The sequence below is a fragment of the Photobacterium sp. genome (genome assembly GCF_057456235.1).
This window is the reverse complement of the sequence record NZ_JBVCPH010000009.1, coordinates 12,922-39,909: the sequence shown is the minus strand read 5'-3', so window position 1 is coordinate 39,909 and position 26,988 is coordinate 12,922. Positions and strand designations below refer to the sequence as shown.

Sequence of the window (26,988 nt, the reverse complement as noted above, 5' to 3'; positions counted from 1 at the left end):
TGAATCAGCCAACTGCCAGCGCCTTCAGTGCCAAGCTTAAACTAGTAGAAAAGGCTTGGTAGCCAAAGTGAAATTTGTGGCACAAAGGCAATAATAATCACCGCAACTATAGCAATACCGACGATAGGCGTCACTTTGGAAGTGATTTTAAGTTAATGACTGACTAGATCTACCTCATCAGATTATTTGCAACATATATGAACCATTCCTATTTGCACGTTAATTTTTAATGATGTTGCTCTAGATCTAAGTTGCAGTCATATATTCGTTATCTAAGTTTTTACACTTAGATAGGGCAGATCTGACACCGTGAATGAGTAATGTTCGAAGATAGATTCACCTCGCTTGCTGATACCCAACAACGTTTGCTTGTCTCCGCTAGAATGCTGTCTGGGTACCAAACCTAGCCATGCGGACATGTGTCGACCATTATAATCAACACCATGCAGTTGAAATATATATTAGTAATATTAATACCCAGTAAGTTAATGATCATCACCCTACCTCCCGCTTGTCATTAATTAATTACTTATTAATTGTCACAATAGTCATAGCCTGACGGGTCGTTATGGGTAGGATGGTTTATTACATTAGCCCCTTAGAGGCAAGCTTGGCTTTGTTTGCTCCCCATAAACCAAGAAATCCATCTTCTTTTGGAGTTTAGGACGAAGTCCTCTTTAAGGCTCATTCCACTAGCAATCACTCCGTCGATGTTATCGTCATCTTCTTGTGTTGTGAAATTCCAGTCTTTACTATTTATCCGTTCCCCTTGCATAAGCGCATCATTGAGCCGCTGGCTCATAACGATGATAGTTAGACCTTTCGTTTCACTGATGCTTAAATCTGGCTCAGAAATGCTGCCCACGGCAACAGGCACCTTAACAATACATGTTTTCTCGTCTTGACGAGTAAAGGTATAGCTCGCTTCTCCGACTCGACCTTTAAGCCAAAAGAGCTGTCCTTGCGTCATATTATCTACAGTTAGAATCCCAAATGCCCCAGAAGGCGATACAGTTGAGGCATAACTGAACACTGAGATAAAAGTAGACAAAAACATATTCAGAAGTATGACCTTTTTCATGCTAAAGCCTCCCACCTCTGTGAGTATTGGTCGATTGCACCAACAAATACATCAACCAAAACGGTCCTACTACCGGAATAAAAAAGACCAGTCCCCAATAGCCAGACTTGTCGATATCGTGCAGTCGACGAACAATAGCGGAAAGCATCGGAATGAAACTTATAACGCCATAAATTGTGTCAAACCAAGTCGTCATGTCCATAGCGATATCTGCCGCAATACATCCGATAGTCACCAATGTATGCACCAATATAAAGATCCAAAATTCTTCGCGGGACGAGCGGCCCGAAAAGTCTAAGCTTCGTTTCCAAGCAAGAAAATAGAACTGCATAAATGTCACCTCCGTAATTGATTAGTGATGACATTTTGCTACGAATAAAGGGAGTAAACGTCCCCAAACGGGTTTTAGGTCGTCCCTAAACGGGTATTTATCTATATTTAAGTTTTAATTATATTTCATCGAGTTATCCTTAATGCGACTCAATAAAGTACCATTTTCTTAATCTAGGACCTGCTATGCTTGCGATTCCCGTTCCGTTCGTCGTCTCTATGTTGCTCGGCTTACTGGCGATAACACTTTATGTCCGATTCGCACAGCAAGCTAAAGTCGCTAGCCTGTTTTTAGGGCTATGTGCTGCGACTACGGCAATGGTCGGTTTACGCTGGACATTTGAGCTCGAAGCTTTCAGCATCGCACAACCTATTCTGGCTTCCACCATACCTATCGCTGCGTGGTATACGTTTGCACATGCAAGTCGCGGTCAAGGCTTCTTGCCAATTAAACATTTTATTGCGCCACTATTTATCGCTGGTAGCTCTGTCACCCAACCTTGGCTGGCAGCCCCACTAGATGAAGTCCTTACCTTAGTTTACGTCGGCTACGGAATTGCACTTATCCGCTTTTCGTCCAAAGAAACTGCGCTGATTAATGTCTCGCTAGGGAATTGGGAAGGGGTTAAGAAAGCAGAGAGTATTGCCGGATGGATGCTGATCTTTTCAGCGTTTGTGGATACATTCATGTCTTTGGATTTCACGTTCAACCAAGGTGAACTGTCACTCTATATCCTCACTGCGGCACATTTAATTCTTTTACCCGTGTTATCGATAGCTGTAGTCGTGGCAGGTATCAATACTCCTGTTTCCGAGGAGCCACAACCACACAAAATGAGCAGCAATCGTGAGGAGTCAACCAGTCCCTCAATCATGACGAAGGAGCGCGCTCAAGAAATCACTTCTATGTTAGATGCTAGAATTCGCCAAGACTCACTTTACCTCGACCCAGAGCTGACTCTTTCCAAACTGACACGTAAGTTAGGTATACCGGCGAAACAGATTTCAATCGCAGTCAATCAAGTCCATGAACAGAACATTTCTAAGCTTATCAATGAGTATCGCATTGAGCACGCCAAATACTCTTTGATTACGTCACAAGACACCATTACCCAGATCTTCATGAACTCCGGCTTTCAGACCAAGTCCAACTTTAACCGCGAGTTTTCAAGAATTACGGGAATGACGCCAAGTGAATATCGAAAAAGTAGATCTGAGCACTCTAGGTGATCTTCACCATCAATAAGCAAGGCGAGACGCTGGATTTCTATTTATCTCACAAGCGTAATGAAGCCGCTTATCAGTTTCTTAGGCGTTGCCTGAGATATTACGACGTAGATAATCAGCCTCAAACGTTAAATACCGACAAGCATTCCTTATGCGCCAATGCGATTACCCGTTTGAAGAAGGAGGGACGACTGCAAGCGGGTGTCGAGCAGCGGCAAGTGAAGTATCTCAATAATGGTATCGAATCCGATCTCGCCCCATCAAGAAGCTCGTTGTAGCCACCGGCGGTTTCAAAATACGAAAACGCGCCTGGTCAACTATCCAGGGATTTGAATCATTGCGGATGTTAAACAAGGGACAATTTGATTTTTGGTTATGTCATGATGAACGTGAAACCCCTTGTGCGGGAGAGATCCGTCTTTATGAGTTGTTTATTCAATTTTGAGGTGGTTTACTCGTAATTTTAAGCCAATGACTGGCTAGATCTGCCTTATCTTGATTATTTGCAACACTCCCGATAACACATGTGCAAATTTACCCTGCGTTTGCTACGTTTAAATGACACAGTGATTGGAGAAGCAGAGTTATATGAAAGTTAACATTCAAACACATCACATATCAATTAATGGCGCCTCACGAAATGAAATTGAAAGTAAATTTGAGAAAGTATCCGCTCACTTTCCGCAACTGATCAGCAGTGACATCATCATCACAAAAGAGCACGGACAGCATGAAGTGGAAATTTTTACCAACTATGAAGGCGTACGGGTTTCAGCAAAATCGACTAACGAGGTAATGTACCCTGCCATTTCAGCAGCATTGAAAAAACTGGAGGCAGGCCTACGTAACCGCAAAGGACAACTGAAATCAGATCTTCACGCAAAGCCAACCAGCCCGAAACCAGAGATTGCTTCAGATATCGTCCAAGAGATGAAATTAGTTTAAGCACATACCACTGACCAGATTCATGAAGCTGGCAATTTTCTGCTGGCTTTTTTAATTTGAATTCGCAGTAAGCAAAAGCCCTGGTCGTGCCTTTGCCCCTCCGATGTTTTCCATAATTAAATTACATTCGATAAATATCAACTTAAGCAATGACACAAACAAGCTTATCTCCCAATGCTTCAGGGCGACTGAACATAAATCCGTATAATCCTCTGTCGTTGACGCATTTATTGGTCTGGGCATGCAGGGTTTATGAGCCATGCTCTTGCACAAGATAAGCGAGCGTAGTCAGAATGAGTCAAATTCTTTGCGAAAGTTATTCCCGCAAAATGTGTCGGTAAAGTACAACCTAATCCAATTTAGCCGTCCGGCCAACTCCCCATGTTCTATACTGATAAGAAATAACGCCGTGGATTAGTGATTGAAAAATATCTCGAAACCGCATAAAAAAATATTAGGCAGGGATGATTTTCACGCCCTGTTTGATGTGTTGTATGCGCTTGATTACAAGGTTATCGGGCCGGTGGTCAAAGATGGTGCAATCGTCTTTGATTACGTCACTGCTCCCCGTCAACTTGTCGCAGGCCTGATTGATGAGCAATCTCCCGGCAGCTATCAGCTGACAGCAAGTTCTTCACTGCGTTATTTTGACTGGAATACCGGCCCTCAGGCGTTAAAGCCATTTCTTTTCAAGCCTCGCGAGACACTATGGACATGTGATGTCGATGATCACAATCTGGTTTTTAACCCAGCTACCGGTAAAGTCGAAAAGCTCGCTTTTATTGGTCTAAGGGCCTGTGATTTGGCAGCACTGGCCCTCCAGGACAAACACTTTTTGCAAGGTCCTTATCAGGACGAATTCTACCAGGCGCAACGAAAACAGATGCTGATCGTGGCAGTCAATTGCAGCCGGAGCGGCAATCAGTGCTTTTGTGTTTCGACCGGAGACGGTCCCGAGGCCAGCTTTTATTATGACATTGTGCTCGATGAGCTAGATGAAGGTTTTTTGCTTGATGGCGGCAGTGAAAAAGGCCAGCAAGTGATGGCGCAACTTCCGCTGACATCCGCCACCCCGGCTCAGCAGAGCAAAGCGAAACAGCAAGTGAAATCAGCGGCGGAGGCCCAGAAAAAAAAGATGCCGCGAAAATCCCAGCTGGCCGGTTTGGTTAAGGCTCTGGATAGCGGTCGTTGGCAGGCGGTGGCAGAACGCTGTTTGGCTTGTGGTAACTGTACCTTGGTTTGTCCTACGTGTTTTTGCAGTAAGCAAGAGTCAGAAAGCGACATCAGTCTGGCGGGTGCTTCGCAAGTCAGGCTATGGGATTCCTGTTTCAGCGAGGAGCATAGTCATATTTTTGGTAAAACGATTCGCCCGACAATTGCTTCACGCTATAAGCAGTGGCTGATCCACAAACTGGTGACCTGGCAACAGCAATACGGGCGTTCGGGGTGTGTCGGCTGCGGCCGCTGTGTTACCTGGTGCCCGGTTGCCATTGATTTGGTCGAAGAAGCGCAGTTATTGGTTAATGAAGTCAACGGGACCGGAGAAAAGACGCATAACGGAGGACACCGATGACCAAAGCGATGCCCATCCCGGCCACCCTGATAAGCTTAACAGAAGAAATCCCCGGAATTGTGACGTTGTCACTGAAGATTGAGACGGATGCCCCGTTTGAGTGCCATTATGGCCAGTTCAATATGCTGTATCTGTTTGGCGTCGGCGAGGTGGCCATTTCAATTATGGGGTGGAAGGAAGGTGTGCTGCTGCATACCGTTCGTGCCGTCGGGCGAGTGACACAAGCACTCACGGCGATTAAGGTCGGGCAGCAAATTGGCCTTCGGGGCCCCTTCGGCAATGGCTGGCCGCTGACGGAAGCCATCGCCAAAGATCTGGTGTTTATTACCGCCGGACTAGGGTGTGCTCCTGCCGTTGCGGCGATAAACCATGCGATCACACATCGTCAGAATTATCGTAAGATCGTGATCCTGCAAGGGGTTAAACATCGCCAGGATTTGTTGTGGAAACAACAATATGACACCTGGCGGGATCATCATAATTGCCAGGTGCTACTGGCTGCCAGCGAGGAAAAAAAACGCCAACAGCACTGGCAGCTGGGTATGGTTACCGAACTGCTTAACAATGCGGATTTTGATATCGACAACTGCGTCGTCATGATGTGTGGCCCTGAAATTATGATGAAGGCGGCAATCAAACAACTTGCCGAACTCGGCGTCGCCGATGATGCTTACTATTTGAGCATGGAACGTAACTTTCAATGTGGTCAGGGATTTTGTGGCCACTGTCAGATTGGTCCGTATTTTGTCTGTAAGGACGGGCCGGTATTTCATTTCCCGGCCATCAAGCCCTGGTTTGGACTGAACGGATTTTGATATGTCAAAGTTGACGGTTGCCATTCATAAACTGACTTCCTGCTCCGGCTGCCAGCTGGCCTTTCTTAATCAGGGTGAGGGGCTGTTAAGTTTGCTCGAGCGGGCCGAGATCCTTCATTTCGTTGAAGGGGGGATTTATAACCCGGAGTGTCCGGTCGACATCGCTTTTGTCGAAGGCAGCATATCGACGCCCCATGATCTGGAGCGGGTAAAAGCGATCCGAACCCACAGCAAGCTTGTGGTCACGATCGGCGCCTGTGCGACTTCTGGCGGGGTGCAGGCCCTGCGCAACTTTTCGCAATTATACGGTAAAACGCCTTCAATGAAATTGCAGGTCTATGCCCGGCCTGATTTTATTGAAACTCTGGATAATTCTGAACCTGTCGCCAGCGCAGTCAAAGTCGATTACGAATTGTGGGGCTGTCCGGTTTCAGCGGCGCAGGTTAATCGTTTTTTAGTTCAGCTGCTGCTCGGCACACAAGCCAAAGCGGAGAAAGAAAAGCTCTGCATGCAGTGCAAGCGACAACAGATCATCTGTGTGCTGGTTACCAAGCAGGCGCCCTGTCTCGGTCCCACCACACGTAACGGATGCGGGGCGCTATGTCCTGCTTACGGCAAAGCGTGCTACAGCTGTTATGGACCTTCAGAGCAGCCCAATTGCCGCAGCCTTGCCAACCGGCTGAAGGGGATTGGGCTGGTTGATTGGGAGGTGGTAAACCGTTTTGCGCAAATTCATTGCCATTCCCCTGAATATCGTAAAGAGATCGAGCACTGGGCACCGGACAGCAAAAAATAATAAGGAGCGGATATGACCCGGCGGAAAATCAGAATCAAGGTGCCTTTTATTACCCGCATCGAGGGGGAAGCGTCACTGGAATTTGATGCCGGTGATGATCAGATAGACCAGTTGCATTTGAAGATCTTTGAGCCGCCGCGTTTATTTGAACAATTCCTGATCGGAAAAAATTATATCGACGCCCCAGAATTGAGCGCTCGTATTTGCGGGATCTGCCCCATGGCCTATCAGTTGACGTCTATTTTGGCCTTTGAGAAATTATTTCAGGTAGAGATCCCTGAACCTATCGCCCAGCTAAGGCGGGTGATGAATCTGGGGGAGTGGATTCAAAGCCATGCCCTGCATATTCACTTTCTCGCCTTGCCGGATTTCCTCGGTTTTGACAATGCGCTTGAGATGGCAAAGCATCATCCCGATGTCTTTAAGCGCGGAGTCAGGATCCAGGCTCTCGGCAACGGTGTTATGGCGCTGCTCGGTGGCCGCAGTGTTCATCCTATCGGGTTGAAAGTGGGCGGCTTTGAACGCTTGCTTGCTCATGATGAACTCAATGCACTTAAAGCCAAGGCGGAAGATACCCGTCGGCTGGCGCATGATCTGGTTATTTTTTGCGCTTCGCTGAAGCGTCCCGATTATTCATACGGTTTCGATTATGTGAGCTTAAAGTCAGAGAGTTGTTACCCCATTAATGGGGGCAGGATTGCCAGCGCTTCGGATCTGCTCATTGATGTCGAAGATTATCAGGATTTTTTCAAAGAGCATCAGGAGCCTCATTCGACGGCACTTTATTCGATGTTGCATGGACAGGATTATCTGGTGGGGCCGCTGGCACGGTTTAATAACAATTTTGCTCAGTTAGACGATGAAACCCGGCAGTTGGCGGTACAGGTGGGTCTGGACGGGGCGAGCCTGAATATGTTTGACAGTATTGTGATCCGGGCACTGGAACTTCACTACGCCATCAACGAAATCTGCCGCCTCTTAGAGAGTCTCTGTTTGCCCGATGAGCCGAGCGTGACCGTCACGCCAAGGGCCGGGGATTGCTGCCATGCAACCGAAGCGCCCAGGGGCCTGATTTACCATCGTTATAAGCTCGATGAAAAAGGCAGGATAATAAACTGCACCATCATACCGCCAACAAGTCAGAACCAGGCCCGGATTGAGCAGGATCTGAAACACTCGGTACAGGTATACGGACTTGAACACAGTGATGAAGAGCTGAAGCTGTTCTGTGAGCAGGTGATCCGCAACTATGACCCCTGTATTTCCTGCTCGACTCATTTCCTGCAACTCAAAGTCAACAGAGTCTGAGGCAAAGCAAATTCAGTTATGCTCACCGGCCACAGGATTGAGGGGTATTACATGCGCGGTATAAGATGATCAATATCATTTGCTTTGGTAACCAGCTTTGTAGTGACGATGGTGTGGGTTATGCCGTATTTGAACAGTTACAGACAGAGCTGGCCGCCAGACCAGCAGACGAGCCCCGAATTCAGCTATTTTACGCTGCTAACTCTGGACAGCGGGCGTTGCCCCTGTTTTTCAATTGCACCCATACCATTGTGGTTGATGCGCTTGAGAGCCAGTCATTTGGACATCCGGGCAAGCTTTACTGCTTTGACGGGGACGATTTACAGTCAATGACTGGCACCGACAGAGAAATGCATATCAGCAGTCACATGATGGCGTTGCCGCAAATCTGGCAGTTATTGAATACGGTGATGGAAACGCCGCCTAAAATGACAGTTTTTGCGATAGAAGTGGCTGATGTAACAGCGTTTAATCAAGCTATCAGCGGCAAGGTCGCCACAGCGGTACCGGAAGTTACCCGCCGGATAATCGAGCTCTGTGGGCAATAGCCAATGACCAATATTGCATTCAATGCTTCGAAAATTTTAATTTTTTGATCTGCTATGCAAATAAGTGTTTATAAAATCAATAGAATATACCAATGAGACAAATGTCTCTTCCAGGCCCAGTGAATGCTGGCGCCGGCTTTAGCATATTCTACAGAAGTATTAGAAAACAAAATCATGAATTTACGATTAGCCACAGAAAAGGATTTAGACGAAATCTGCCTGCTATCACAGCAGATCAATACACAGCATTACCATGGCGCACCACAGGTATTTGCTGCCCCCAAAAGCGTCCACAGAGACAGGTCATACTGGCGCGACAACTTTAATGCCGAAGGTGCCGTGTTCATTGTGGCTGAAATTGACAATAAGGTTGTCGGTTTTATTCTTGCATTGATCACTGAAAACACGACAGTCAGCTTCATACAAAAAAAGAAAGTGTGCCGGGTAAAAACGGTCGTCGTGTCAGAGGGTTTTCAAGGTCAGGGTATAGGTAAAAAATTGATGGAAGCCGTCGAACTGTGGTCAATCAGCGAAGGTGTTGATGAAGTCCGGCTGGAAGTGATGGAATTTAATGACCAAGCGCAAGAGTTCTACGGCTCCATTGGCTTTCAAACCCAGTCACGGATATTGTCAAAATCAATCTGATGCGGAATAAAAAATCAGCCTCAACCCAATGGTTGAGACTGATTAGAACGCTTTATGATCCCATTCGAGCCAGCTCAAACGATCAACATAGCGAAGGGGGATCGGTTGATCATTATCGGTATAAAATACGTTCGGTATTTAAGCCCTTAACCAGACTGACGCACATCAGTAGCAGGACAAAGGTAAAGGGCAGAGCTGTCGCCACTACGCCAGACTGTAATGCCTGAAGTGCCTCTTTACCACCAATCCAAAGCATGACAGCTGCGATGGCACCTTCTACCGTTGCCCAGAAAATTCGTTGTGGAATCGGCGCATCCACCTTACCACCAGCAGTGATACTGTCGATCACCAGTGAGCCTGAATCAGATGAGGTGATGAAGAAGATCAGTATCAATACAATAGAAAGGACAGAAATTGCAGAACCAAATGGTAAGGCGTCGTATACGTGGAACAAAGTCAGTGAAATATCATTCAAACCATTAGCCCCCAGTTCGCCGATCTTATTGGCCACCTGATCGAGAGCGATACCGCCGAAAACCGACATCCAAATGATGGTCATTAGCGTCGGAATAAAAGTCACTGCAAACAGGAATTCGCGCACGGTACGGCCTTTAGATATGCGGGCAATAAACATACCTACAAATGGTGACCATGAAATCCACCATGCCCAGTAGAAGACCGTCCAGCCGTGCATCCATGTCGTATCTTCACGGCCATGCGGGTTACTCAGGCCAATGATATTTTCTACGTAAGCCATGAATGTTTCTGGAATCGAATTCACCACAATATCAAAGCTGACGTAAGTAACAAACACCAGCAGCGCTAATGCAAACAACATATTGATGTTACTCAGTACCTTAACACCGCCATCGATACCACGAACAACAGATAAAATGGCAATAAAAGTCACGAACGCAATGACGACAAGCTGCATACCAATGCCGCCATCGGTACCAAATACGTGGTTGATTCCGCTGGTGGCCTGCTGTGCCCCCAACCCAAGAGACGTTGCCAAACCAAACAGAGTTGCCAGTACCGCCATAATATCGACGACATGACCAAGCCAGCCCCAGGCTCTGTCGCCAAAGATCGGGTAGAACACAGAGCGCATCGACAGCGGCAGCCCCTTGTTAAAAGCAAAAAAGGCCAGCGCGAGTGCGACAATCGCATAGATAGACCAGCCGTGGATACCCCAGTGGAAGATAGTCGCCCCCATGGCGAGTGACTTCGCTTCTGCCGAGTACGGCTCCACGTTAAAAGGCGTGCCCCACCAGTCAGTAAAGTAAGCCGTAGGTTCAGCCACGCCCCAAAATAGAAGGCCGATCCCCATACCTGCAGCAAAAAGCATCGCCAGCCATGAAGGAGTAGAGTGCTCTGGCGCGCAATCTTTGCCGCCAATACGGATCTTGCCAAATGGTGAAAGCATCAATACCAAGGTGAAGAGCACGAAAAAGTTGGTTGACCACATGAAGAAGACGTCAAAATTTTCAATGATGCCGTTCTTAAGGTTGTTTAGTGCTTCTTTTGCGGTATTGGGGTCGACGATTAGCAGGGTTGAAAGGAATAAGAAAATAAGACCTGCACTGATTCCGAATACGGAGTTATGAATATCAAAACCCCACTTTTGAATGTTGTCTTGACCGACCTGATAGTCAGTTGTTTCGATACTGTATTTCTTTAATATGCTATCCATAAATGATGCTGAAACGTGCCACAAAAGATGCCAGAACGTTTCGTTTTTGATCCTTTCATTATGAAAAAGTAAAAGCCTAATAATCTCTACACATGAAGATAATTAGACCACTAAATATAAAGCGGGCGAAATGTTAACAAATATGTCATTAAAACTCAAGTTGTGACAGGTTGTGCAGGGTGTCTTGCTGGGTTGGAGGTGGTTTTTTGTGACTTTATATTATGTGTTCTAAGTGTTTTTTTGGTGGTGGGAGTGAGGCATGAAATACCGGCAACGGTTCAGATTTGAGTCTTTAGCAATAATTACCTGAATTTGAGTGCTACCAGCACATTGAAAGTGTCGACCCGTCGAAGGGAGCCTATGCTTTATATCAGCCCCCTTGCATGGAGAACGTCACAATGTTTGGTTTTATCAGCAAAAATATTATTACCGGGCTTGTGACCATATTGCCTGTCGTACTCACTCTCTACCTCCTTTACTGGTTTGCGGTATCGGTAGAGTCGCTATTAGGAGGGCTAATTCAAGCACTCCTCCCTGGCGAATGGTATTGGCCTGGCATGGGGCTGGCTGCCGGGCTGCTGGTCTTTTTTATCGCGGGATTGATGATGAATGCCTACCTGGTGCAGCGCATGTTCGCCAAAAGCGAACAGGTTTTTTACCATATGCCGGTAGCCAGAACCTTATATCCAGCTATTCGCGACTTTTTTGACTATTTCTCACCTACTACCCGCAAGGAATTTGAACAGGTTGTTGCCGTGACTTTGGGGGAAACCGGGATGCAGGTAATCGGTTTTGTTACCCAGCCGCTCCCAGAGCGAATGCCGAAGTCTTTTCGCGATGAGGACAGTGTCTTAGTCTATCTGCCCTTAAGCTATATGATAGGTGGCTACGCAGTGCTAATCCCCCGCAGCGCAGTACGTCCTCTTGATATGAAAATTGAAGAAGCGATGCGGTTTAGCCTAACCGCCGGGATGGCCGGAACCAGTTCTAAGACCAGTTCCCCTGAGCATAAAAATGACTAACTGCGCTCTTTTCCCCGTGGTGCCTGAAAAAGCGATGGGGCGGGATAAATTTTGTCTAAAGTAACTATTTTTTATTGTGTTAGCTATTTAATAATACCGTTACACTATGTGTTTTATGCCCTTTGATACCGATTTATGGTGGTGAGAGCATGGTTTATTAATTATAAAGAAGGCTGATAATAATGATTGAACGTCTGGAAACCAAGCAACGCATGAGCCGTGTTGTTAAGCATAACGGCACTATTTATTTGTGTGGCCAGGTATGTAAAGACGCAACTCAGGGGATCAAAGAGCAGACAGCAACCATGCTGGAAAAAGTTGAAGATCTTCTTGAGCAGGCAGGCAGTGATAAAGAGCATATGCTGTCAGCAACAATCTACATCAAAGATATGAAAGATTTTGCTGAAATGAATGAAGTTTGGGACAACTGGGTGCCGGAAGGTCATGCGCCTGCTCGTGCTTGCGTTGAAGCAAGTATGGCGCGCGACGTATTACTGGTTGAGATCTCGGTTATTGCAGCAGAAAAATAAACGGCTGCAACTTAACTGGGGACCTTAGTTGCCTGCCAGCCCAGCTCGTTGAAACGAGTCTTTTGAAGTGGGGTGGAGGCAGATAGTCATAAGGATGAAAGATGAAAACAATGGCCCGGTTATGTGGGGTATTGGTGGCATTGGCAACGACGGGCAACGCTTGGGCTGCCGCTCAAATCGTCACTCTGCAAGATGGCCGGCAAGTTGTGCTGCATGATGATTTTACCTGGCAATACGCAGCGCCGGTTATTGAGAGCCCCACAGCTGTCGCGAAGACCCAGGCTGATGTTAAGGTCAGTACCGATAGTGCCAAGCCTGCGGTTATGGCTATTCCAGTAGCTGCCGCCAGCTCGGTGGCGATACCGGTGGCAACCGCGCAAAAAGGAGTTCGGGTTGAACTGGGTGCGAGCAAAAACATCCAGCAGCTCAGTACAAGCGGTATTGATGTGTTATTGCAATCAGCACGGTATGAAAACGGCAGGCTGATCATTCCAACCATGCTAACGAATCAGGGGACCGGAGCGGTGGTTTCGGTAGTCCTGAAGGTTAAGCTGATGAGTGAAAACGGTAGGGAGCTGGCCAGTGAAGATGTGCCGATCTGGTCATCTATCAAGCGCGTGCCGGAGACTTATTTTCGCCCGAAAACCCAGCAGGAAGGCAAGCCAGTGAAACTCTCTGTCCCTGAAGCTTCAGCGTATTTTATCCGTGCTGAAATCATTGAGGTCGAACACTGGTAACAAGGTCTTATTGAATAGACAGCAGGCATGCCACTATATGCCTGCTTTTTTATACCGAACCACTTCAGGCGAGAATCAGATCTTCCTTTGAGGTTGTATTCTTGCTGTTTTCACCGTTCTAAATTTAATCATCTCACCGAGGTCAATGATCGTAATCCAGCACTCCGTTCCGGCTTCTCGTCGCAAAAGGCATAGGCAGAACTGACTATAGTCAAAGATATCAATACTAACTAAGCCATTAGACCCGTTTGCAGAAGGTAACCCTTTACCGTTGTGATCCCAATAGGGATAATAGTCTGAATTGCCGCGATAATTGTACTGTGATTAATATTATTGGCCTGTTGGTTATGAGCAGCGGTGAATAATACGTGTCTTGCGGTGCATGAAAATGTCCACAAAACCCTGCAGGCTTCAAACTTTCAACCAGATGACAGTGAATTTAATGAAACATTGATTAACACTGTGCTGATAGTATAAATAGGCTGGTTTTTAATGGCCAGTATTAAAGGAAGACCGGATGATTGCGAACAAAAAGGTCCTCGTAGTTGATGATGATCAGGAGATTCGTGAACTCTTAGATGAATATTTGACAAAAGCGGGTTTTGACGTTACCACAGCCGCTGAAGGCGAGGAAATGAAGCGTCGGCTGTTGATGGGGTATCCTGATCTTATCCTGCTGGATGTGATGATGCCCGGTGATGATGGTTTTACCCTGTGCCAGCATATCCGTAAAACCTCTGATGTCCCGATCATTATGCTCACAGCCGTCTCAGATGAGATGGATCAGATCATTGGATTAGAGCTGGGCGCTGATGATTATATCGCCAAGCCATTTAGCCCGAGACAACTAATGGCGCGAATTAAAGCGCTGATGCGCAGGGTGCGTCCGACAGAAATTCAACAGCCTGCTGCCGTGCCGAAAGTGATTCGTTTTTCTCACTGGCGGTTAGAAACCCTGTCTCACCGTTTGTATGATTTGGAAAAAAATGAAGATTACGAGCTGTCTGGTAGTGACTTTTCGTTGTTAATGCTATTTCTAACCCGTCCTAATGAAATCTTGGACCGAGATACTATTTCCTGTGTGACTCGTGGCCGTGAAGCTTTGCCTCTGGAACGTGGGATTGATGTACAGCTGAGCCGTTTACGCCAGCGTTTGGGTGATAAAGGAAAACAGCCGAGGCTGATCAAAACGATGCGTGGTAATGGTTATATTTTTACCGCAGATGTGACCTACGAAAACTAGCCTGGTTTGGGTAATGATTGAATGAACTTGAAAAAATTATGGCCTAAATCGCTGGTGGCGCGCACCTTGTGGCTGACGCTACTTGCGGTGTTTCTGGCACAGATGATCGCGACCTTAATTTGGTACGGCCAATCGAAGCAGCGGGATCTGGAAGGGCTCGAATCGACTTCTGCCAGTATGGCGACCATGTTCGCTTCCACGGTGAATTTTTTCCAGTCGTTACCCTTGCAATACCGGCATATTGTTCTCGATCAGCTGCGTAATATGGGGGGAACCCGTTTTTTTGTTTCTTTCAATGAAGAAGAGATCCTGATTGACCCTATTCCGGCATCGAAACTGAAAAATACGGCGGTGGATGCCATTCAAAACGTACTGAATGAAAAGTTACCCCGGCTTAATGTCATCAAGGTCGAATTCTCTCGCCCTGAAACCCTGCACGTGTTAAAGAATGACATTCTGCTCAGTGATTTACCGCCTTCCTGGGCGGATCATACGCTGAGTTTGGAGCCGCTGAACCCACCGATTCTGGTTGTTCAGCTGGAACTGGCAACCAACGAATGGTTGTATATTGCCGCCCTGCTTCCCGCGCCATATGTCATGCTGGATGACGAGATTATTACCAGGCAACAGGTGATTTTTCTCGCGTTTATTACCGCTTTGCTGCTGGTCTTTACTTACTTTATGGTTCGCCGCCAGACCAAGCCTCTCAAGCGATTAGCCAATGCCGCAAATGCGCTAAGCCTGGATATCTACCAGCCTCCGTTGAAAGAAGAGGGGGCCAGCGAGTTAGTGACGGCAACGCAGGCTTTTAACCGAATGCAGATGCGATTACGCCGCTATATAGATGACAGAGAGCACTTGTTCTCGGCTATTTCCCATGATTTGAAAACCCCCATTACTCGCCTCAGGTTACGCGCAGAGCTGATAGACGATGAAGCGAAAATCGAGAAATTCAACCGGGATCTGGATGAGTTGGAGATGATGGTCAAAGGGGCGCTGCAAACGGTTCGCGATACCGATCTGCATGAGAATTTAGTGCAGGTTGATCTCTCTGAAATGCTGCACAGTATCGCCGAGAGCCATAATAACGGCCAGAAGAAGGTGACTATTCCTGACACGCCGATTGCACCGTTAATGGGTAAACCTTTAGCACTCAAGCGCTGTCTGACCAACCTGATTGATAATGGCGTGAAATACGGTGAGAAGGTCGAGCTTATCGTGGCAGATGAGCATGATGCACTAGTATTAATCATTAAGGATCAGGGGAGAGGGATCCCGGAAGAATCAATGGAAGCGGTATTTGAACCCTATTTCCGTGTAGCAACGGATGATGAAGGTCATGGTTTAGGGATGGGGATCGCCCGTAATATTCTTCATGCCCATGGCGGCGATCTTACGATCCATAATTCAAAACATGGTGGCTTAGAAGTTAAAGTCTTTATTCCGCGCCTGGTTGAAAATGTCTGACGCGGCGCTGAAATACAGAAGAACGAGATGATGAAAATAACCCGAACGCTGCGTGCAATAACATTCGCACTGACTTTCGCCGCAACGGCAACCACCGCCCATGCAGGGGAAGTGGAAGTACTGCACTGGTGGACATCCGGTGGCGAAGCCAGATCAGTTGCGGTGCTGAAAAGCATGATGGAGCAACAAGGCAACAGCTGGAAAGATTTTGCGGTTGCTGGTGGTGGCGGTGAAAGTGCGATGAGGGTGTTAAAAACACGTGCGGTATCAGGTAATCCGCCATCAGCAGCTCAGATCAAAGGGCATGATATTCAGGAGTGGGGTCGGTTAGGGTTTCTGACCAATTTGAATGATGTTGCTACCGCCGAGGAATGGGGTGAGGTCGTACCGGAAGTTGTTGCGAACGTGATGAAGTATAATGGTGAGTATGTTGCGGTACCCGTAAATGTTCACCGTGTTAACTGGTTGTGGGCAAATCCGGACGTGTTCAGAAAATCCGGCGCCCAAGTGCCGACAACCCTTGGTGAGTTCTTTATTGCCGCCGATAAAATAAAAGCCGCGGGTTTTATTCCTTTGGCTCATGGCGGACAGCCATGGCAGGACGTGACGCTTTTCGAAGCGGTCGCATTAGCGGTGCTCGGCTCTGAAGATTACAACAGGGCCTTTGTCGATCTGGATATGGATGTGCTATCGGGCAAGAAGATGGTTGAAGCCTTCACGCAGTTCAAAAAAATGCATGATTATATCGATACGAATGCCCGTGGACGCCAATGGAACACGGCGACCGCTATGGTCATTAATGGCGAAGCGGCAATGCAGATCATGGGCGACTGGGCAAAAGGTGAATTTGCTGACGCAGGCAAAGTACCGGGTATAGATTATATCTGTGCCCCGGCGCCGGGAACGGCAGATCAGTTCACCTTCAATATTGATAGCTTTGCCTTCTTCAAGCTAAGTGGGGCAAAAGAAGATAAGCAAGCTCAGAAAGATCTCGCAAAAACCATTATGACCAAGGAATTTCAGGAGATCTTCAATCTTAATAAAGGGTCGATTCCGGTTCGCTTAGATATGAACATGAAAAAATTCGACCAGTGTGCACTGGACTCGATGGCGGCGTTTAAAGCCACGGCAAAAAGCGGTGATCTGGTGCCGAGTATGTCACAGGGCCTGTCGACAACCAGCTATGCTCAGCGAGCAATCTTCGATGTTGTCAGTAACTTTTTTAACCGAGAATCAGCGGATCCTGAGAAGACTGTGCAGAGGCTGTCTCGTGCGGTGAAAGCGGCGATGTAAGATGGGCTGAATGGAATTCCCCTGTGGCTCGAGAATATTTGTCTTTAATCATTCAGCGAAAGGGGGCTGATACACCCAACAGCACCTAATATTACCTTATCAGCCACCCCAAAAAGGGATATGTATGAATAGCGCAGAAAATCGAGAAAGAGTCCTGTCATACATTGTCACCGAAGGCTTGTGCAGCAGAGCATATGCCGAATATTGGTATAAACACGAACAAATCCCCGCGATGGCAATGGAGACGCCAGAACATATTGTCAGGAGTGGTCAAGTAGATGCACTGCTGGATTATCTCAAGGCGCTAACACTTGAACCAAAGTTGAAACAAGAAGGTGCATCTGACGAAGATGATTATCCCGTTAATGTGTTCGGTGATTCTCTCGGAATGAACAACCCGGATAAGTACTGCTGATTGATTTAGGAATCATTAAAAAAGGGCTCATTGTGTGACCTAGAATGTCCGGTTTTGGGCAAGTAAGAAGCTGAAAAAAGTAAGAGTCCCAGGGATAAAAAAGCGTCTATACTTTAGGTTTGTCATGGAATGGACGCAGAATAATGATGGCACTCCTAACAGGAAAAACGGTTTTTATTACCGGCTCAAGCCGCGGTATTGGTCGAGAAATTGCGCTGATTTGTGCAGAGCATGGGGCGAATGTCGTTATTGCGGCAAAGTCAGATCAGCCGCACCCTAAGCTTCCGGGTACTATCCACAGTGTTGCTCAAGAAGTTGAAGCTGCCGGCGGTAAGGCATTGGCGATAAAGTTGGATATTCGTGATGAAGATGCCGTACAGGTTGCAATGCAACATGCTGCCGAAACGTTTGGTGGTATTGATGTATTGGTCAATAATGCCAGTGCTATTTCGTTGAGCCGGTTGCAAGATATGGAGGTAAAGCGCTTTGATCTGTTACATTCGATCAATGTTCGCGGGACATTGGTCTGCTCAAAGGCGGCAATTCCTTATCTTAAAAAGAGCCAGAACGGCCATATTATTACCTTGTCACCTCCAATTAATCTCTCCTCTCATTGGTTAAAGCCTTATATCCCTTATACGTTGACAAAATATGGTATGACTCTGTTAACTTTGGGGTTGGCCGAAGAGCTCAGGGGCGACGGTATTTCGGCATCCACATTGTGGCCGCAAACTACCATTGCCACAGCTGCGATTGAGTTTGCCCTTGATAAAGAGCTACTGAAGCGTTCGAGAACGCCACGCATTATGGCACAAGCCGCGTTGGAGATTATCAACACTGAAAATTTACAACTGAGTGGCCAGACACTGATTGATGAATCCTTGCTTAGAGAGCGGGGCGTCTCTGATTTTGAGCAATTTAAATTTGATCCCCATGCGCAAGATTTGATGCGGGATTTATTTCTCGATGCATGATATCCAAGCCGAATACTAAGGTCGCTTGGGGATATTTGCCGTTATCGGGGAAATTGGCTGTCTGCAACCCGTTATTTTGGGGTAGGATGTCGCCATGATGTCCCTCCGTTTTGTTGAAGATCTGTAAATATGAATAAATCCTTGTTGCTCAAGCAAATATTAGCAGCACTTGAGGCTATCCACCAGGGAGCGGTGGATGCCGCCATGAGGGCCTATAATACCGCGACCGATGATGAGAATGTCGCTGAGAATAAATATGATACATTGGCTCTGGAAGCCGCATACCTGGCCCAGGGACAGGCTCAGCGTGTTGCCGAATGCGAGGCAGATTTAGCCGCCTTTGAAAAGCTGGAACTGGCGAATTGCTCCGATCAAGAAGCGGTTGGGCTAGGCAGCCTGGTTTACCTTATTGACGGTTCCGGTTCTGAAAAATATCTGTTTTTAGGTCCGGCAGCCGGCGGGCTAAAGCTGACATTCTGCGACAAAGAAATCATCATTATTACCCCCTCGGCACCGCTTGGACAGGCCCTGTTAGGACGTTTTGTTGATGATGAAATCGACATAAACGTTGGCGGTCAAATTAAAAGCTACGAGATTGCGGCCATCTATTAGTCGGGCTATACCCATTTCGCTTTGTTTCGGTGTATGGTGGGGGATATCTCAGATTATTAGAAAAGCAGATCATGACTTACCTCTCTTGTGTTGAAGTAGAACCCAATGTTGAAGCCACCGCGACGATTATCTGGTTACATGGCCTAGGATCCAATGGCCATGATTTCGAAGCCATTCTTCCTGATTTAAAGCTTCCCCAGAATGCGCCGGTACGGTTTATCTTTCCTCATTCGCCATCGACCCCGGTGACCATCAATGGGGGGATCGTAATGCCGGCATGGTACGACATTCTGGAAATGGGGGCTGGCCGAAAACTTAATACAGATCAGCTGCTACATTCTGCCAGTCAGGTCGCGGCACTGATTGAACGAGAGATTGAGCGCGGTATTTCCAGTGAGCGTATTGTTATCGTCGGTTTTTCACAGGGGGGCGCTGTTGCTTACCAGACTGCCTTAAGCTTTCCGAAAAAATTAGCCGGACTACTGGCACTTTCGACCTATTTCCCGACCGCAGACAGCATTGAATTTGCGGAATGTAACCGCGCATTACCGATTGAAATCATGCATGGCCGTTTTGATCCTGTCGTTCTGTCAACAATGGGGCAGGAGGCTCTAAAAGCGTTAGAGAATAAAGGGTTTAAGCCTAACTGGCGTACTTACCCGATGGAACACAACGTCTGTCTGGAGCAAATCCAGGATATCTCAGCCTGGCTAAAGTACATACTTGATATTAAATGATAGCCGGAAGTGAAATCAGAAGTTGCATGGGGATATTCGGTTCATCATCAAGGAAATGACCTAATAGTGAATTTAAGCTAAGTACGTATTTATATTCAAACTTTATTAGGTCAACAATATAATTTAAATGATAACCAGTAAGAAAAAAGCCACTGCACCTTTAATGCGCAATGGCTTCTTTCTCTGACGTTTTATTTCAAACTTATTAATAGACCGGCAGTTTAAAATCGGTACACATATCTTCAACCTTCGAACGAGTCGTTTGACTCAGTACCTTTTCCATAACTTGCTTGGTTAAGTGAGGGGAGAAAGAAGAAATAAAATCATACATGTAATTCTGCAACAGTATATCTTTGCTAAAACAAATCCATGCTTTACTCGGCTCAAAAACATGATCCAGACTAATACAGGTTAAGTCCGTATGTTCTACATCTTGCGCAGCCAGCGAGGAAATGATGCCAATACCAAAACCTAATTCGACATAACGCTTGATCACATCGGCATCCATTACCGTCATAAAATAATTCGGGTTCAGATCCTGTGCCGAGAAGGCTTCTTCCTGTGTTGCCCGCCCTGTAGCCCCCATTTCATAGCTGAGTATAGGATACTGGCAAAGCTGCTCTAACGTCGGCTTTTCGCCATTGTCTAAAGGGTGTCCTTTGGGAACCACTAGAGAGAGCGTCCAGAGATAGGCCGGGAGAATGATTAAGTCATTATCATTACTCACATCGTGCGCCACAATAGAGAAATCGGAATATCCTTTACTAATCTTTCCTTTGGTTTGTGGCGGCAGAGTAGGGTGCAAATGGAAAGATATTTTCGGATATTTATTGATAAAATAGGAGACAGTTTTAGGCAGTAAATAGCGTGCGATAGTATGTGTTGTGTAAATATTCAAAGAACCTATGCTCGGGTCTAAATACTCGCGGGAAATGGCTTTGATTTTCTCTTCTAAAGCGAGCATTTTATCAAGCTCTGTAAATATTTTTTTGCCTACAGGAGTGATACCATGCAAATTCTTACCACGACGTTCAAAGATACGCACCCCTAATTCATTTTCTAGCAAGGCGATTTGCTTGCTGATGCCAGGCTGAGTAGTGAAAAGCATTTTAGAGGCGGCAGAGATATTAAGATTATTATCCTTAACTGACTTTAAATATCGTAGTTGCTGTAATTTCAAAGTATCGCTCCTGCATGAATATTTTAATTATCTGCGATCAATTATATTAATAATAACATTAAATCTTAGTTATCAATATGCTACTAATCCTAACATATTACAAGCTTCAGGTTGGATTTGGTCCAAAATTGATTTTTCCCAATCGCTTGAATTTCAATCACTTAACACTATCGAAATAAGATTATTATCACTTGAAGGATCACTACAGGGCGAAGCCACCGCCAACTGATGTGGTTTTATTTGTAAGGAGAGCGTCGAGGATGGGGGCGAGGTTCAGAAGTGACGGGGGAGATAATGCAATGAAAACAGATTGGAGAAAAAAGAGGGCCGGAGCCCTCCTGGAGACAAGGCTAATTTAGCCTAATACAACCCCTAAACTTAGCAGAGCCATTACCATGACACTAAGAATGCCAATTAAAGGGCCGATAAACTTGAGCCATGATGAATAGGCTACGCGGCCAATGGCTAACCCCCCCATGACAACACCCGACGTTGGGGTCACAAGGTTTGGCAAGCCAGAGGCTGACTGGAATGCGGTGACAACTAACTCACGACCGACACCGGCAAAGTCAGCTAATGGCGCAAGCACTGGCATAGAAAGTACGGCCAGACCAGAAGATGAAGGGACCACTAAACAAAGCACGGCTTCAATCCAATAGATGGCATTGATGAAGGCGATTTCATGTAGCCCGCCTAATAGGCCTTCTGCATAGTTGAGAATAGTGTGGGTAATATTGCCGTTATCCATTACAACCACTAGGCCGCGGGCGATGGCGATGATTAATGCCACGCCTAATAAATCTCGCGCGCCGTCAACAAAGCTATCGGTGATTTCGACCTCAGATAACCGGCCGACAAAACCAACAATGATACTGGATCCGATGAACAGTGCTGATAGTTCTGCCATCCACCAGCCAGCCACCGAAACGCCCCACATCATCACCGCAAAGGTCAGGCCGAAAATTGCTAATACCGCTTTTCGGGTGCCGGTTAGCTCTGGCGCTTGCTGTTCTTTGCTGTGAAGGAAATGACGTTCATTGTCATCTTTCTGATGCGCGACAATCGATGCTGACGGGTCGTGCTTCACCTTATCGGCATAACGCATGACATAAACAACACAGACAATCCAACCTAACGCGAGAATAATTGCGCGTAAGATGATACCTTCCATAAAGTTGATTTCAGCTGCATTAGACGCAATAACCGTTGCAAACGGATTAATGGTCGAACCTAAGCAGCCAATACCCGCACCCACCATGATGATAGCGACACCTACAATACTGTCATATCCGGCCGCAATCATTACCGGAATTAGCAGGGCATAGAAAGGAATGGTTTCTTCTGCCATGCCATAGACTGTGCCGCCCATTGCAAATAATCCCATCAGGATTGGGATCATCCATTTTTCGCGCCCGCCTAAACGTTTCATCGTGCCAGCAATACCAGCATCAATGGCACCTGTGCGAGTGACGACTGCAAGAAAGCCACCAATGACCAGGACAAATAAAGCGACATCAACGGCGCGAGCTGCGTAGCTTGATGGATCGTAGAAACCTTGAATGGGCGCCATTAACACTTCGACTATCCCTTGTGGGTTAGCTTCAACGGTTTGATACGATCCCACCTGAGGCACCATGCGCCCCAGGGTTTCGTTTTTCTCCATTTGGTATTGACCCGCGGGTATCACCCACGTTATTGCTGCCATTAAAACGGTCAATATCATTAAAATTGTGTAGGCAGAGGGAAATTTAATTTTCGTCATTAGGATATCCTCATTGAGTGGGGCAAATCGCCCCACAATTTGGGTGGTATTCCACCTTCTTTTTTATGCTACGAAGTCCATGATTGCTTTAACGGACATACCAGCAAGTCCCATTTTTTCCAGTGTTCGGCCTTCCTTGAAGTAATCAGTATCGTTGTAAGCGTTATCGATGTGCAGGCAGGATGTGACTAATGGTGTTTCGACCCCGGCGAGTTTGCCCAACTCATAGCAAGGTACCAGCAGATACGCGGCATCTTCTGTGATGTAGCGGTTACTGGCGGAATTCGGGGCACTGTTTAACTTACCGTGAGTTTCTGAGGTGCGGTTAACGTCATAAACGGTCTCGCATTGCATTGCATAGAGCGCATTCATGGCCTCAAGCTCAGGGAGCAGTTCCAGCCCCAGCGCTTTACCGACTGACTGGCGTTCATGCTCCATCACCGCTGCTGCTTTGGCGGTTGAAACCGAGCAGCAGTCTTTGTAGTAATTAAACTGGCCGTCAAAGTTTTCAAGCAATCCCATGTTGAGGGTAGTTAGTAGTGGATGGCCACCAAAATTAATATTCTCCATACCGGCACTGATCACGTTTGCCAAGCCGCGAAGCGGTAAAGGCATCACAGCCTGGAGTCGGGCAATGGCCTCGCGGGTTTGACTGGCCGGCAAGGCTGAAACCGGCAGGAACTCTTTCATGCCTAATATGGCAATTTCTGCCGGGCCGACAATACGGGTTGCCCATGGAATCGAAATGGCATCGACAAATGTAATATCGAGTTCAGCATAACCTTGTTCGGCTTTAATGCGATTGAGTACCAGTGAGCCGTAGTTACCCGGCATCAGCATGATGACTTGCCCGTCGCGCAGGTGGGGCAGCATCTCGATAAATAAAGGCTCTTGGGCAAACGAGGGGACGGGTAAAATCAGCAGATCAGAATAGGCAACCGTCTCCGCCAGATCCCGGCTTATTTTGTCAATGGCCTGAAAGCCTGAATAGGTCAGGGGCACATCGTTAAATTCGGCTAAAGCCGCAATGCCGCCGCGTTGCTCGATATCGCTAAGTGGCTGGTCAAAGCTTTTGGCACCAAACAGGCATACCTGTGCGCCATGAAGCGAAAAATGGTACGCCGCGGTTAACCCCGCATTGCCGGAGCCTATGATGGATACTTTAGCGTTCATCGCTCTTCCTTTGTTATGTTTCCTGGTGAAACCAGACTAAGGAATAGAGGGCGGTTTTGCCCAATGCAGAACGGCTAAGGTAGAATGCAAAAAAGTTATAGTTGGCGACAGGCTTCATTTTAATTTATTGTTATTAATAGTCTTTATTTTATTTTTTATCGAGGGTTACTTACCGGTTATCTGTGACTTGCGCCCATATCGTCTTCAACGAGATCACGCATCGGACCAATTTTCAGCTGAATATCCATCTCATCGGCGAGCAACAGAAACAGCTCGATGAACTGTTCGGCATGGCGGTGAACAGGCTTAAGGGCGGGATACAATATGTCGAAGTCAAATGGTAATGAGAATACCAGCGGGCGCATGACAACATCTTTATGCTCGCTGGCCATATGGGCGGTAAACGGATCGGTGATCGCAATGCCCACCCCTTCCCGAACCAATGCGGCAGCTGTACTGGCAAATGAGACTTCAATGTGTTCAATGGTGGTCAGTCCATAGCGCCGAAGTAAGGTATCAATGCGCCGCTGGGTGACGTCTTTCTCATGCCGAATCAATAACTGGCCGGCAATATCATAGATATCAATCACGCTTCTTTTGGCCAGCGGTGACTGTGCCGGTAACAAGCAGACGCATTCACATTCCACTTTCTGTGCTTTGACGCCGGCAAGATATTCATCGACAAAAGCAAAGCCGATATCGATGGTCTGGCTCTGAACCCGGCGTATAACATCTTCTGAGCGGTAGGTCTTAAAGCCTACCTTCATCCGGGATGAGTCTTTTAAAAACGTGGCCAGGATCCGGGGAAGAAAGGCATTTGACAGTAAGGGCATTACCGCAATGTTCAGGCTGCCAAAACGATGTGAGCGAATGGAATCTGCGGCATGATCCAATCCGGTGACGGCGTCGAACACTTTGGCCACTTCGAGGTAAAAAGCTTGCCCTTCATCACTTAATACCAGGCGATTTGCTTTGCGAAGAAACAGATCGAACCCCAGCCTCTGTTCCAGACCTGATAATAAACGACTCACGGCTGGCTGGCTTAAATTTAATCGTTCGGCTGCCGCTGTAACGGTTTGGCATTCAATGACGGCTTTAAAGGCATTGAGTTGTGAGAGCTTCATATGAGTCCGTTCTTGATATTGGATAGCTAACGCTAACAGAACTGGATGGTTATACCAATTCCAATCATTATCTGGGCTTTCTCGTGACGCTGTGTTGCGGGATTACCACGAATAAGGGCGTTGGTTAATGTTGCTATTTCTAAGCTGTTCATGTCCGCTATGTTCAATAAACAGCATCGTGTCAGCGATAAGTTGTACCGCCATCAATCCATTAAACATCTTTTTAAACAATAACATACAATTTACGGTTTAATTGTTAACATCAAAATCAACAAACCAGAAATAACCTCTCTATTAACAATGCTATTAGCAGTTTGTGTGATGAATGTTTGATTGTTATTGATATAAAACTAATACCATGTGCAACTTGAGTTTTCATGCTGTTTTAAACGTTGTCATCAAGGAGATTGATGTGTTTGTAATTGAATTTCTTATTGTACTTATCTGTATTTTGATTGGTGCCCGTATCGGGGGGATCGGTCTGGGTGTGATGGGTGGTGTTGGTCTGGCGGTATTGAGTTTTGTGTTTGGTCTGCAACCAACCAGTCCGCCGATTGATGTCATGTTAATGATCATGGCTGTCGTTGCCGCTGCCGCTTCCATGCAGGCTGCCGGAGGTCTTGATTTTCTGATCAAAATTGCGTCAAATATTTTGCGTAAAAATCCTCGTCAAATTACTTTTATTGCGCCGATTGTGACATATGTGTTTACCATGATGGCAGGTACCGGTCACGTTGCTTATTCTGTATTGCCGGTTATTGCTGAGGTGAGCCGTCGTAGCGGTATTCGCCCTGAGCGCCCGATGGGCATGGCCGTTATCGCCTCTCAGTTTGCGATTGTGGCCAGCCCGATTGCTGCCGCAGTTGTGGCGCTAGTCGCATTTCTTGAGCCTCAGGGTATTACCCTCGCCGATGTGCTGATGGTTACTATTCCGGCCACTTTCCTCGGCTTGACGGCTGCATGTGTGATTGTTAACAAGCTGGGTAAAGAGCTGAATGAAGACCCTGAATACCTTCGCCGTCTGGAAGATCCTGCTTTCCGTCAGGAAATGGAACAAGAGGTGAAGGTAGCGGAAATTGAGATCAAGCCTGAAGCAAAGAAAGCTGTATCTCTGTTCCTGTTTGGTGCGATTTCGGTTGTTGTTATGGGGGCTTTCCCGTCATTGCGTCCGAGCTTTGATGGCCAGGCGATGGGTATGGCACACACCATTGAAATTGTGATGCTGTCTATTGCGGCACTGATCATTCTGATCTGCAAACCTGATGGTTACGCGATTACGCAAGGCTCTGTGTTTCATGCCGGTATGCGCGCAATCGTGGCGATTTTCGGTATCGCATGGTTGGGCGATACGTTCATTGGCGGGCATGGCGCAATGGTGAAAGAAGCGGTCGCCGGTTTGGTAGAAGTCGCGCCATGGACCTTTGCATTTGCATTGTTTGGTCTGTCTGTGATGGTGAACAGCCAAGGGGCTACAACAGCAGTGCTGGTACCGGTGGCGATTGCACTGGGTTTACCACCTGAAGTCATTATTGCGACTTTCGTTGCGGTTAACGGTTATTTCTTTATACCTAACTACGGCCCGATCATCGCATCTATCGACTTTGACCGCACGGGAACCACCAATATTGGTAAATATATCTTCAACCACAGCTTTATGATCCCAGGCTTATTAAGCATGGTATTCAGTATCATCTTCGGTTTCATTTTTGCCGGGATTGTATTGTAAAGAATGGTTTTTTAGCGGCTTTGTAAGCCGTC

The 26,988-nt window shown here is 46.8% G+C and carries 26 protein-coding genes and 2 pseudogenes; 20 read left to right on the top strand and 8 right to left on the bottom strand.

The window, feature by feature from the left end; translation table 11 throughout:
• Positions 1–291: 291 nt before the first annotated feature.
• The 3 genes and pseudogenes from AC2204_RS11900 to AC2204_RS11890 all read right to left on the bottom strand — a co-directional run.
• Positions 292–431: pseudogene (locus AC2204_RS11900) on the bottom strand (transposase); the annotation flags it as partial.
• A gap of 167 nt (positions 432–598) precedes the next feature.
• Complete coding sequence (locus AC2204_RS11895; RefSeq protein ID WP_318925728.1) at positions 599–1,081, bottom strand: hypothetical protein; 483 nt, start codon at positions 1,079–1,081, stop codon at positions 599–601.
• Position 1,082: 1 nt separating this feature from the next.
• Positions 1,083–1,412: a DUF805 domain-containing protein gene (locus tag AC2204_RS11890; protein ID WP_318925726.1), complete on the bottom strand. Its 330-nt coding sequence runs from the start codon at positions 1,410–1,412 to the stop codon at positions 1,083–1,085.
• 185 nt (positions 1,413–1,597) lie between these two features.
• Between AC2204_RS11890 and AC2204_RS11885 the strand changes: the two genes are divergently transcribed.
• The 9 genes and pseudogenes from AC2204_RS11885 to AC2204_RS11845 all read left to right on the top strand — a co-directional run bounded on the left by AC2204_RS11885 (position 1,598) and on the right by AC2204_RS11845 (position 9,268).
• Entirely contained in the window at positions 1,598–2,641 is a 1,044-nt protein-coding gene (locus AC2204_RS11885; protein ID WP_318925724.1) for a helix-turn-helix domain-containing protein, read from the top strand.
• A gap of 8 nt (positions 2,642–2,649) precedes the next feature.
• Positions 2,650–3,099, top strand: a pseudogene (locus AC2204_RS11880) (DDE-type integrase/transposase/recombinase); the annotation flags it as partial.
• Between the two features lie 127 nt (positions 3,100–3,226).
• Positions 3,227–3,583 carry a ribosome hibernation-promoting factor, HPF/YfiA family gene (gene hpf / locus AC2204_RS11875; protein WP_318925722.1) on the top strand — a complete coding sequence of 119 codons (357 nt, stop codon included), beginning with the start codon at positions 3,227–3,229 and terminating at the stop codon, positions 3,581–3,583.
• A 421-nt stretch (positions 3,584–4,004) separates the two neighbouring features.
• The gene (locus AC2204_RS11870; RefSeq protein ID WP_318925721.1) at positions 4,005–5,156 is read left to right on the top strand and encodes a 4Fe-4S dicluster domain-containing protein; all 1,152 of its coding nucleotides are present in this window, start codon (positions 4,005–4,007) and stop codon (positions 5,154–5,156) included.
• Positions 5,153–5,971: an FAD/NAD(P)-binding protein gene (locus AC2204_RS11865; RefSeq protein WP_318925719.1), complete on the top strand. Its 819-nt coding sequence runs from the start codon at positions 5,153–5,155 to the stop codon at positions 5,969–5,971. Before AC2204_RS11870 ends, AC2204_RS11865 begins: the two co-directional genes overlap by 4 nt.
• A gap of 1 nt (position 5,972) precedes the next feature.
• Positions 5,973–6,767: an NADH-quinone oxidoreductase subunit B family protein gene (locus AC2204_RS11860; protein ID WP_318925717.1), complete on the top strand. Its 795-nt coding sequence runs from the start codon at positions 5,973–5,975 to the stop codon at positions 6,765–6,767.
• 12 nt (positions 6,768–6,779) lie between these two features.
• Positions 6,780–8,075 (top strand): Ni/Fe hydrogenase subunit alpha, encoded by a 1,296-nt coding sequence (locus tag AC2204_RS11855; RefSeq protein ID WP_318925716.1) that lies wholly within the window; start codon positions 6,780–6,782, stop codon positions 8,073–8,075.
• A 65-nt stretch (positions 8,076–8,140) separates the two neighbouring features.
• Positions 8,141–8,623: a hydrogenase maturation protease gene (locus AC2204_RS11850; protein WP_318925715.1), complete on the top strand. Its 483-nt coding sequence runs from the start codon at positions 8,141–8,143 to the stop codon at positions 8,621–8,623.
• A 174-nt stretch (positions 8,624–8,797) separates the two neighbouring features.
• Entirely contained in the window at positions 8,798–9,268 is a 471-nt protein-coding gene (locus tag AC2204_RS11845) for a GNAT family N-acetyltransferase (protein WP_318925714.1), read from the top strand.
• A gap of 112 nt (positions 9,269–9,380) precedes the next feature.
• Here the strand turns inward: AC2204_RS11845 and AC2204_RS11840 are convergent, their stop codons facing one another.
• On the bottom strand, positions 9,381–10,961 hold the full coding sequence (locus AC2204_RS11840; RefSeq protein ID WP_318925713.1) for a BCCT family transporter: 1,581 nt from the start codon (positions 10,959–10,961) through the stop codon (positions 9,381–9,383).
• Positions 10,962–11,359: 398 nt separating this feature from the next.
• Between AC2204_RS11840 and AC2204_RS11835 the strand changes: the two genes are divergently transcribed.
• The 10 genes from AC2204_RS11835 to AC2204_RS11790 all read left to right on the top strand — a co-directional run bounded on the left by AC2204_RS11835 (position 11,360) and on the right by AC2204_RS11790 (position 19,991).
• Positions 11,360–11,983, top strand: coding sequence for a DUF502 domain-containing protein (locus AC2204_RS11835; protein WP_318925712.1), 624 nt, complete (start codon positions 11,360–11,362; stop codon positions 11,981–11,983).
• 182 nt (positions 11,984–12,165) lie between these two features.
• The gene (locus tag AC2204_RS11830) at positions 12,166–12,513 is read left to right on the top strand and encodes a RidA family protein (protein ID WP_318925711.1); all 348 of its coding nucleotides are present in this window, start codon (positions 12,166–12,168) and stop codon (positions 12,511–12,513) included.
• Positions 12,514–12,614: 101 nt separating this feature from the next.
• Positions 12,615–13,250: a DUF3157 family protein gene (locus tag AC2204_RS11825; RefSeq protein WP_318925710.1), complete on the top strand. Its 636-nt coding sequence runs from the start codon at positions 12,615–12,617 to the stop codon at positions 13,248–13,250.
• A 517-nt stretch (positions 13,251–13,767) separates the two neighbouring features.
• Complete coding sequence (locus tag AC2204_RS11820) at positions 13,768–14,493, top strand: response regulator (RefSeq protein WP_318925708.1); 726 nt, start codon at positions 13,768–13,770, stop codon at positions 14,491–14,493.
• Positions 14,494–14,514: 21 nt separating this feature from the next.
• Positions 14,515–15,960 carry an ATP-binding protein gene (locus tag AC2204_RS11815; protein ID WP_318925707.1) on the top strand — a complete coding sequence of 482 codons (1,446 nt, stop codon included), beginning with the start codon at positions 14,515–14,517 and terminating at the stop codon, positions 15,958–15,960.
• Between the two features lie 30 nt (positions 15,961–15,990).
• Positions 15,991–17,253, top strand: coding sequence for an ABC transporter substrate-binding protein (locus tag AC2204_RS11810; RefSeq protein ID WP_318925890.1), 1,263 nt, complete (start codon positions 15,991–15,993; stop codon positions 17,251–17,253).
• Positions 17,254–17,377: 124 nt separating this feature from the next.
• A complete protein-coding gene (locus AC2204_RS11805) occupies positions 17,378–17,668 on the top strand; it encodes a hypothetical protein (protein WP_318925706.1) in 291 nt (96 codons plus the stop codon).
• A gap of 143 nt (positions 17,669–17,811) precedes the next feature.
• Positions 17,812–18,642 carry an SDR family oxidoreductase gene (locus AC2204_RS11800; RefSeq protein WP_318925705.1) on the top strand — a complete coding sequence of 277 codons (831 nt, stop codon included), beginning with the start codon at positions 17,812–17,814 and terminating at the stop codon, positions 18,640–18,642.
• Positions 18,643–18,771: 129 nt separating this feature from the next.
• Positions 18,772–19,254: a GreA/GreB family elongation factor gene (locus tag AC2204_RS11795; protein WP_318925704.1), complete on the top strand. Its 483-nt coding sequence runs from the start codon at positions 18,772–18,774 to the stop codon at positions 19,252–19,254.
• Positions 19,255–19,325: 71 nt separating this feature from the next.
• Positions 19,326–19,991: an alpha/beta hydrolase gene (locus AC2204_RS11790; RefSeq protein WP_318925703.1), complete on the top strand. Its 666-nt coding sequence runs from the start codon at positions 19,326–19,328 to the stop codon at positions 19,989–19,991.
• Positions 19,992–20,196: 205 nt separating this feature from the next.
• On the opposite strand, the gene AC2204_RS11785 is transcribed toward AC2204_RS11790, so the two are convergent.
• The 4 genes from AC2204_RS11785 to AC2204_RS11770 form a co-directional block, all read right to left on the bottom strand.
• A complete protein-coding gene (locus AC2204_RS11785) occupies positions 20,197–21,171 on the bottom strand; it encodes a LysR substrate-binding domain-containing protein (protein WP_318925702.1) in 975 nt (324 codons plus the stop codon).
• A gap of 355 nt (positions 21,172–21,526) precedes the next feature.
• Positions 21,527–22,933, bottom strand: coding sequence for a YfcC family protein (locus tag AC2204_RS11780; protein WP_318925701.1), 1,407 nt, complete (start codon positions 22,931–22,933; stop codon positions 21,527–21,529).
• 63 nt (positions 22,934–22,996) lie between these two features.
• Complete coding sequence (locus AC2204_RS11775) at positions 22,997–24,106, bottom strand: NAD/NADP octopine/nopaline dehydrogenase family protein (RefSeq protein WP_318925700.1); 1,110 nt, start codon at positions 24,104–24,106, stop codon at positions 22,997–22,999.
• Positions 24,107–24,282: 176 nt separating this feature from the next.
• Positions 24,283–25,230, bottom strand: coding sequence for a LysR family transcriptional regulator (locus AC2204_RS11770; RefSeq protein ID WP_318925699.1), 948 nt, complete (start codon positions 25,228–25,230; stop codon positions 24,283–24,285).
• Positions 25,231–25,642: 412 nt separating this feature from the next.
• Between AC2204_RS11770 and AC2204_RS11765 the strand changes: the two genes are divergently transcribed.
• Complete coding sequence (locus tag AC2204_RS11765) at positions 25,643–26,956, top strand: anaerobic C4-dicarboxylate transporter (protein ID WP_318925698.1); 1,314 nt, start codon at positions 25,643–25,645, stop codon at positions 26,954–26,956.
• The last annotated feature ends 32 nt before the right edge of the window (positions 26,957–26,988 follow it).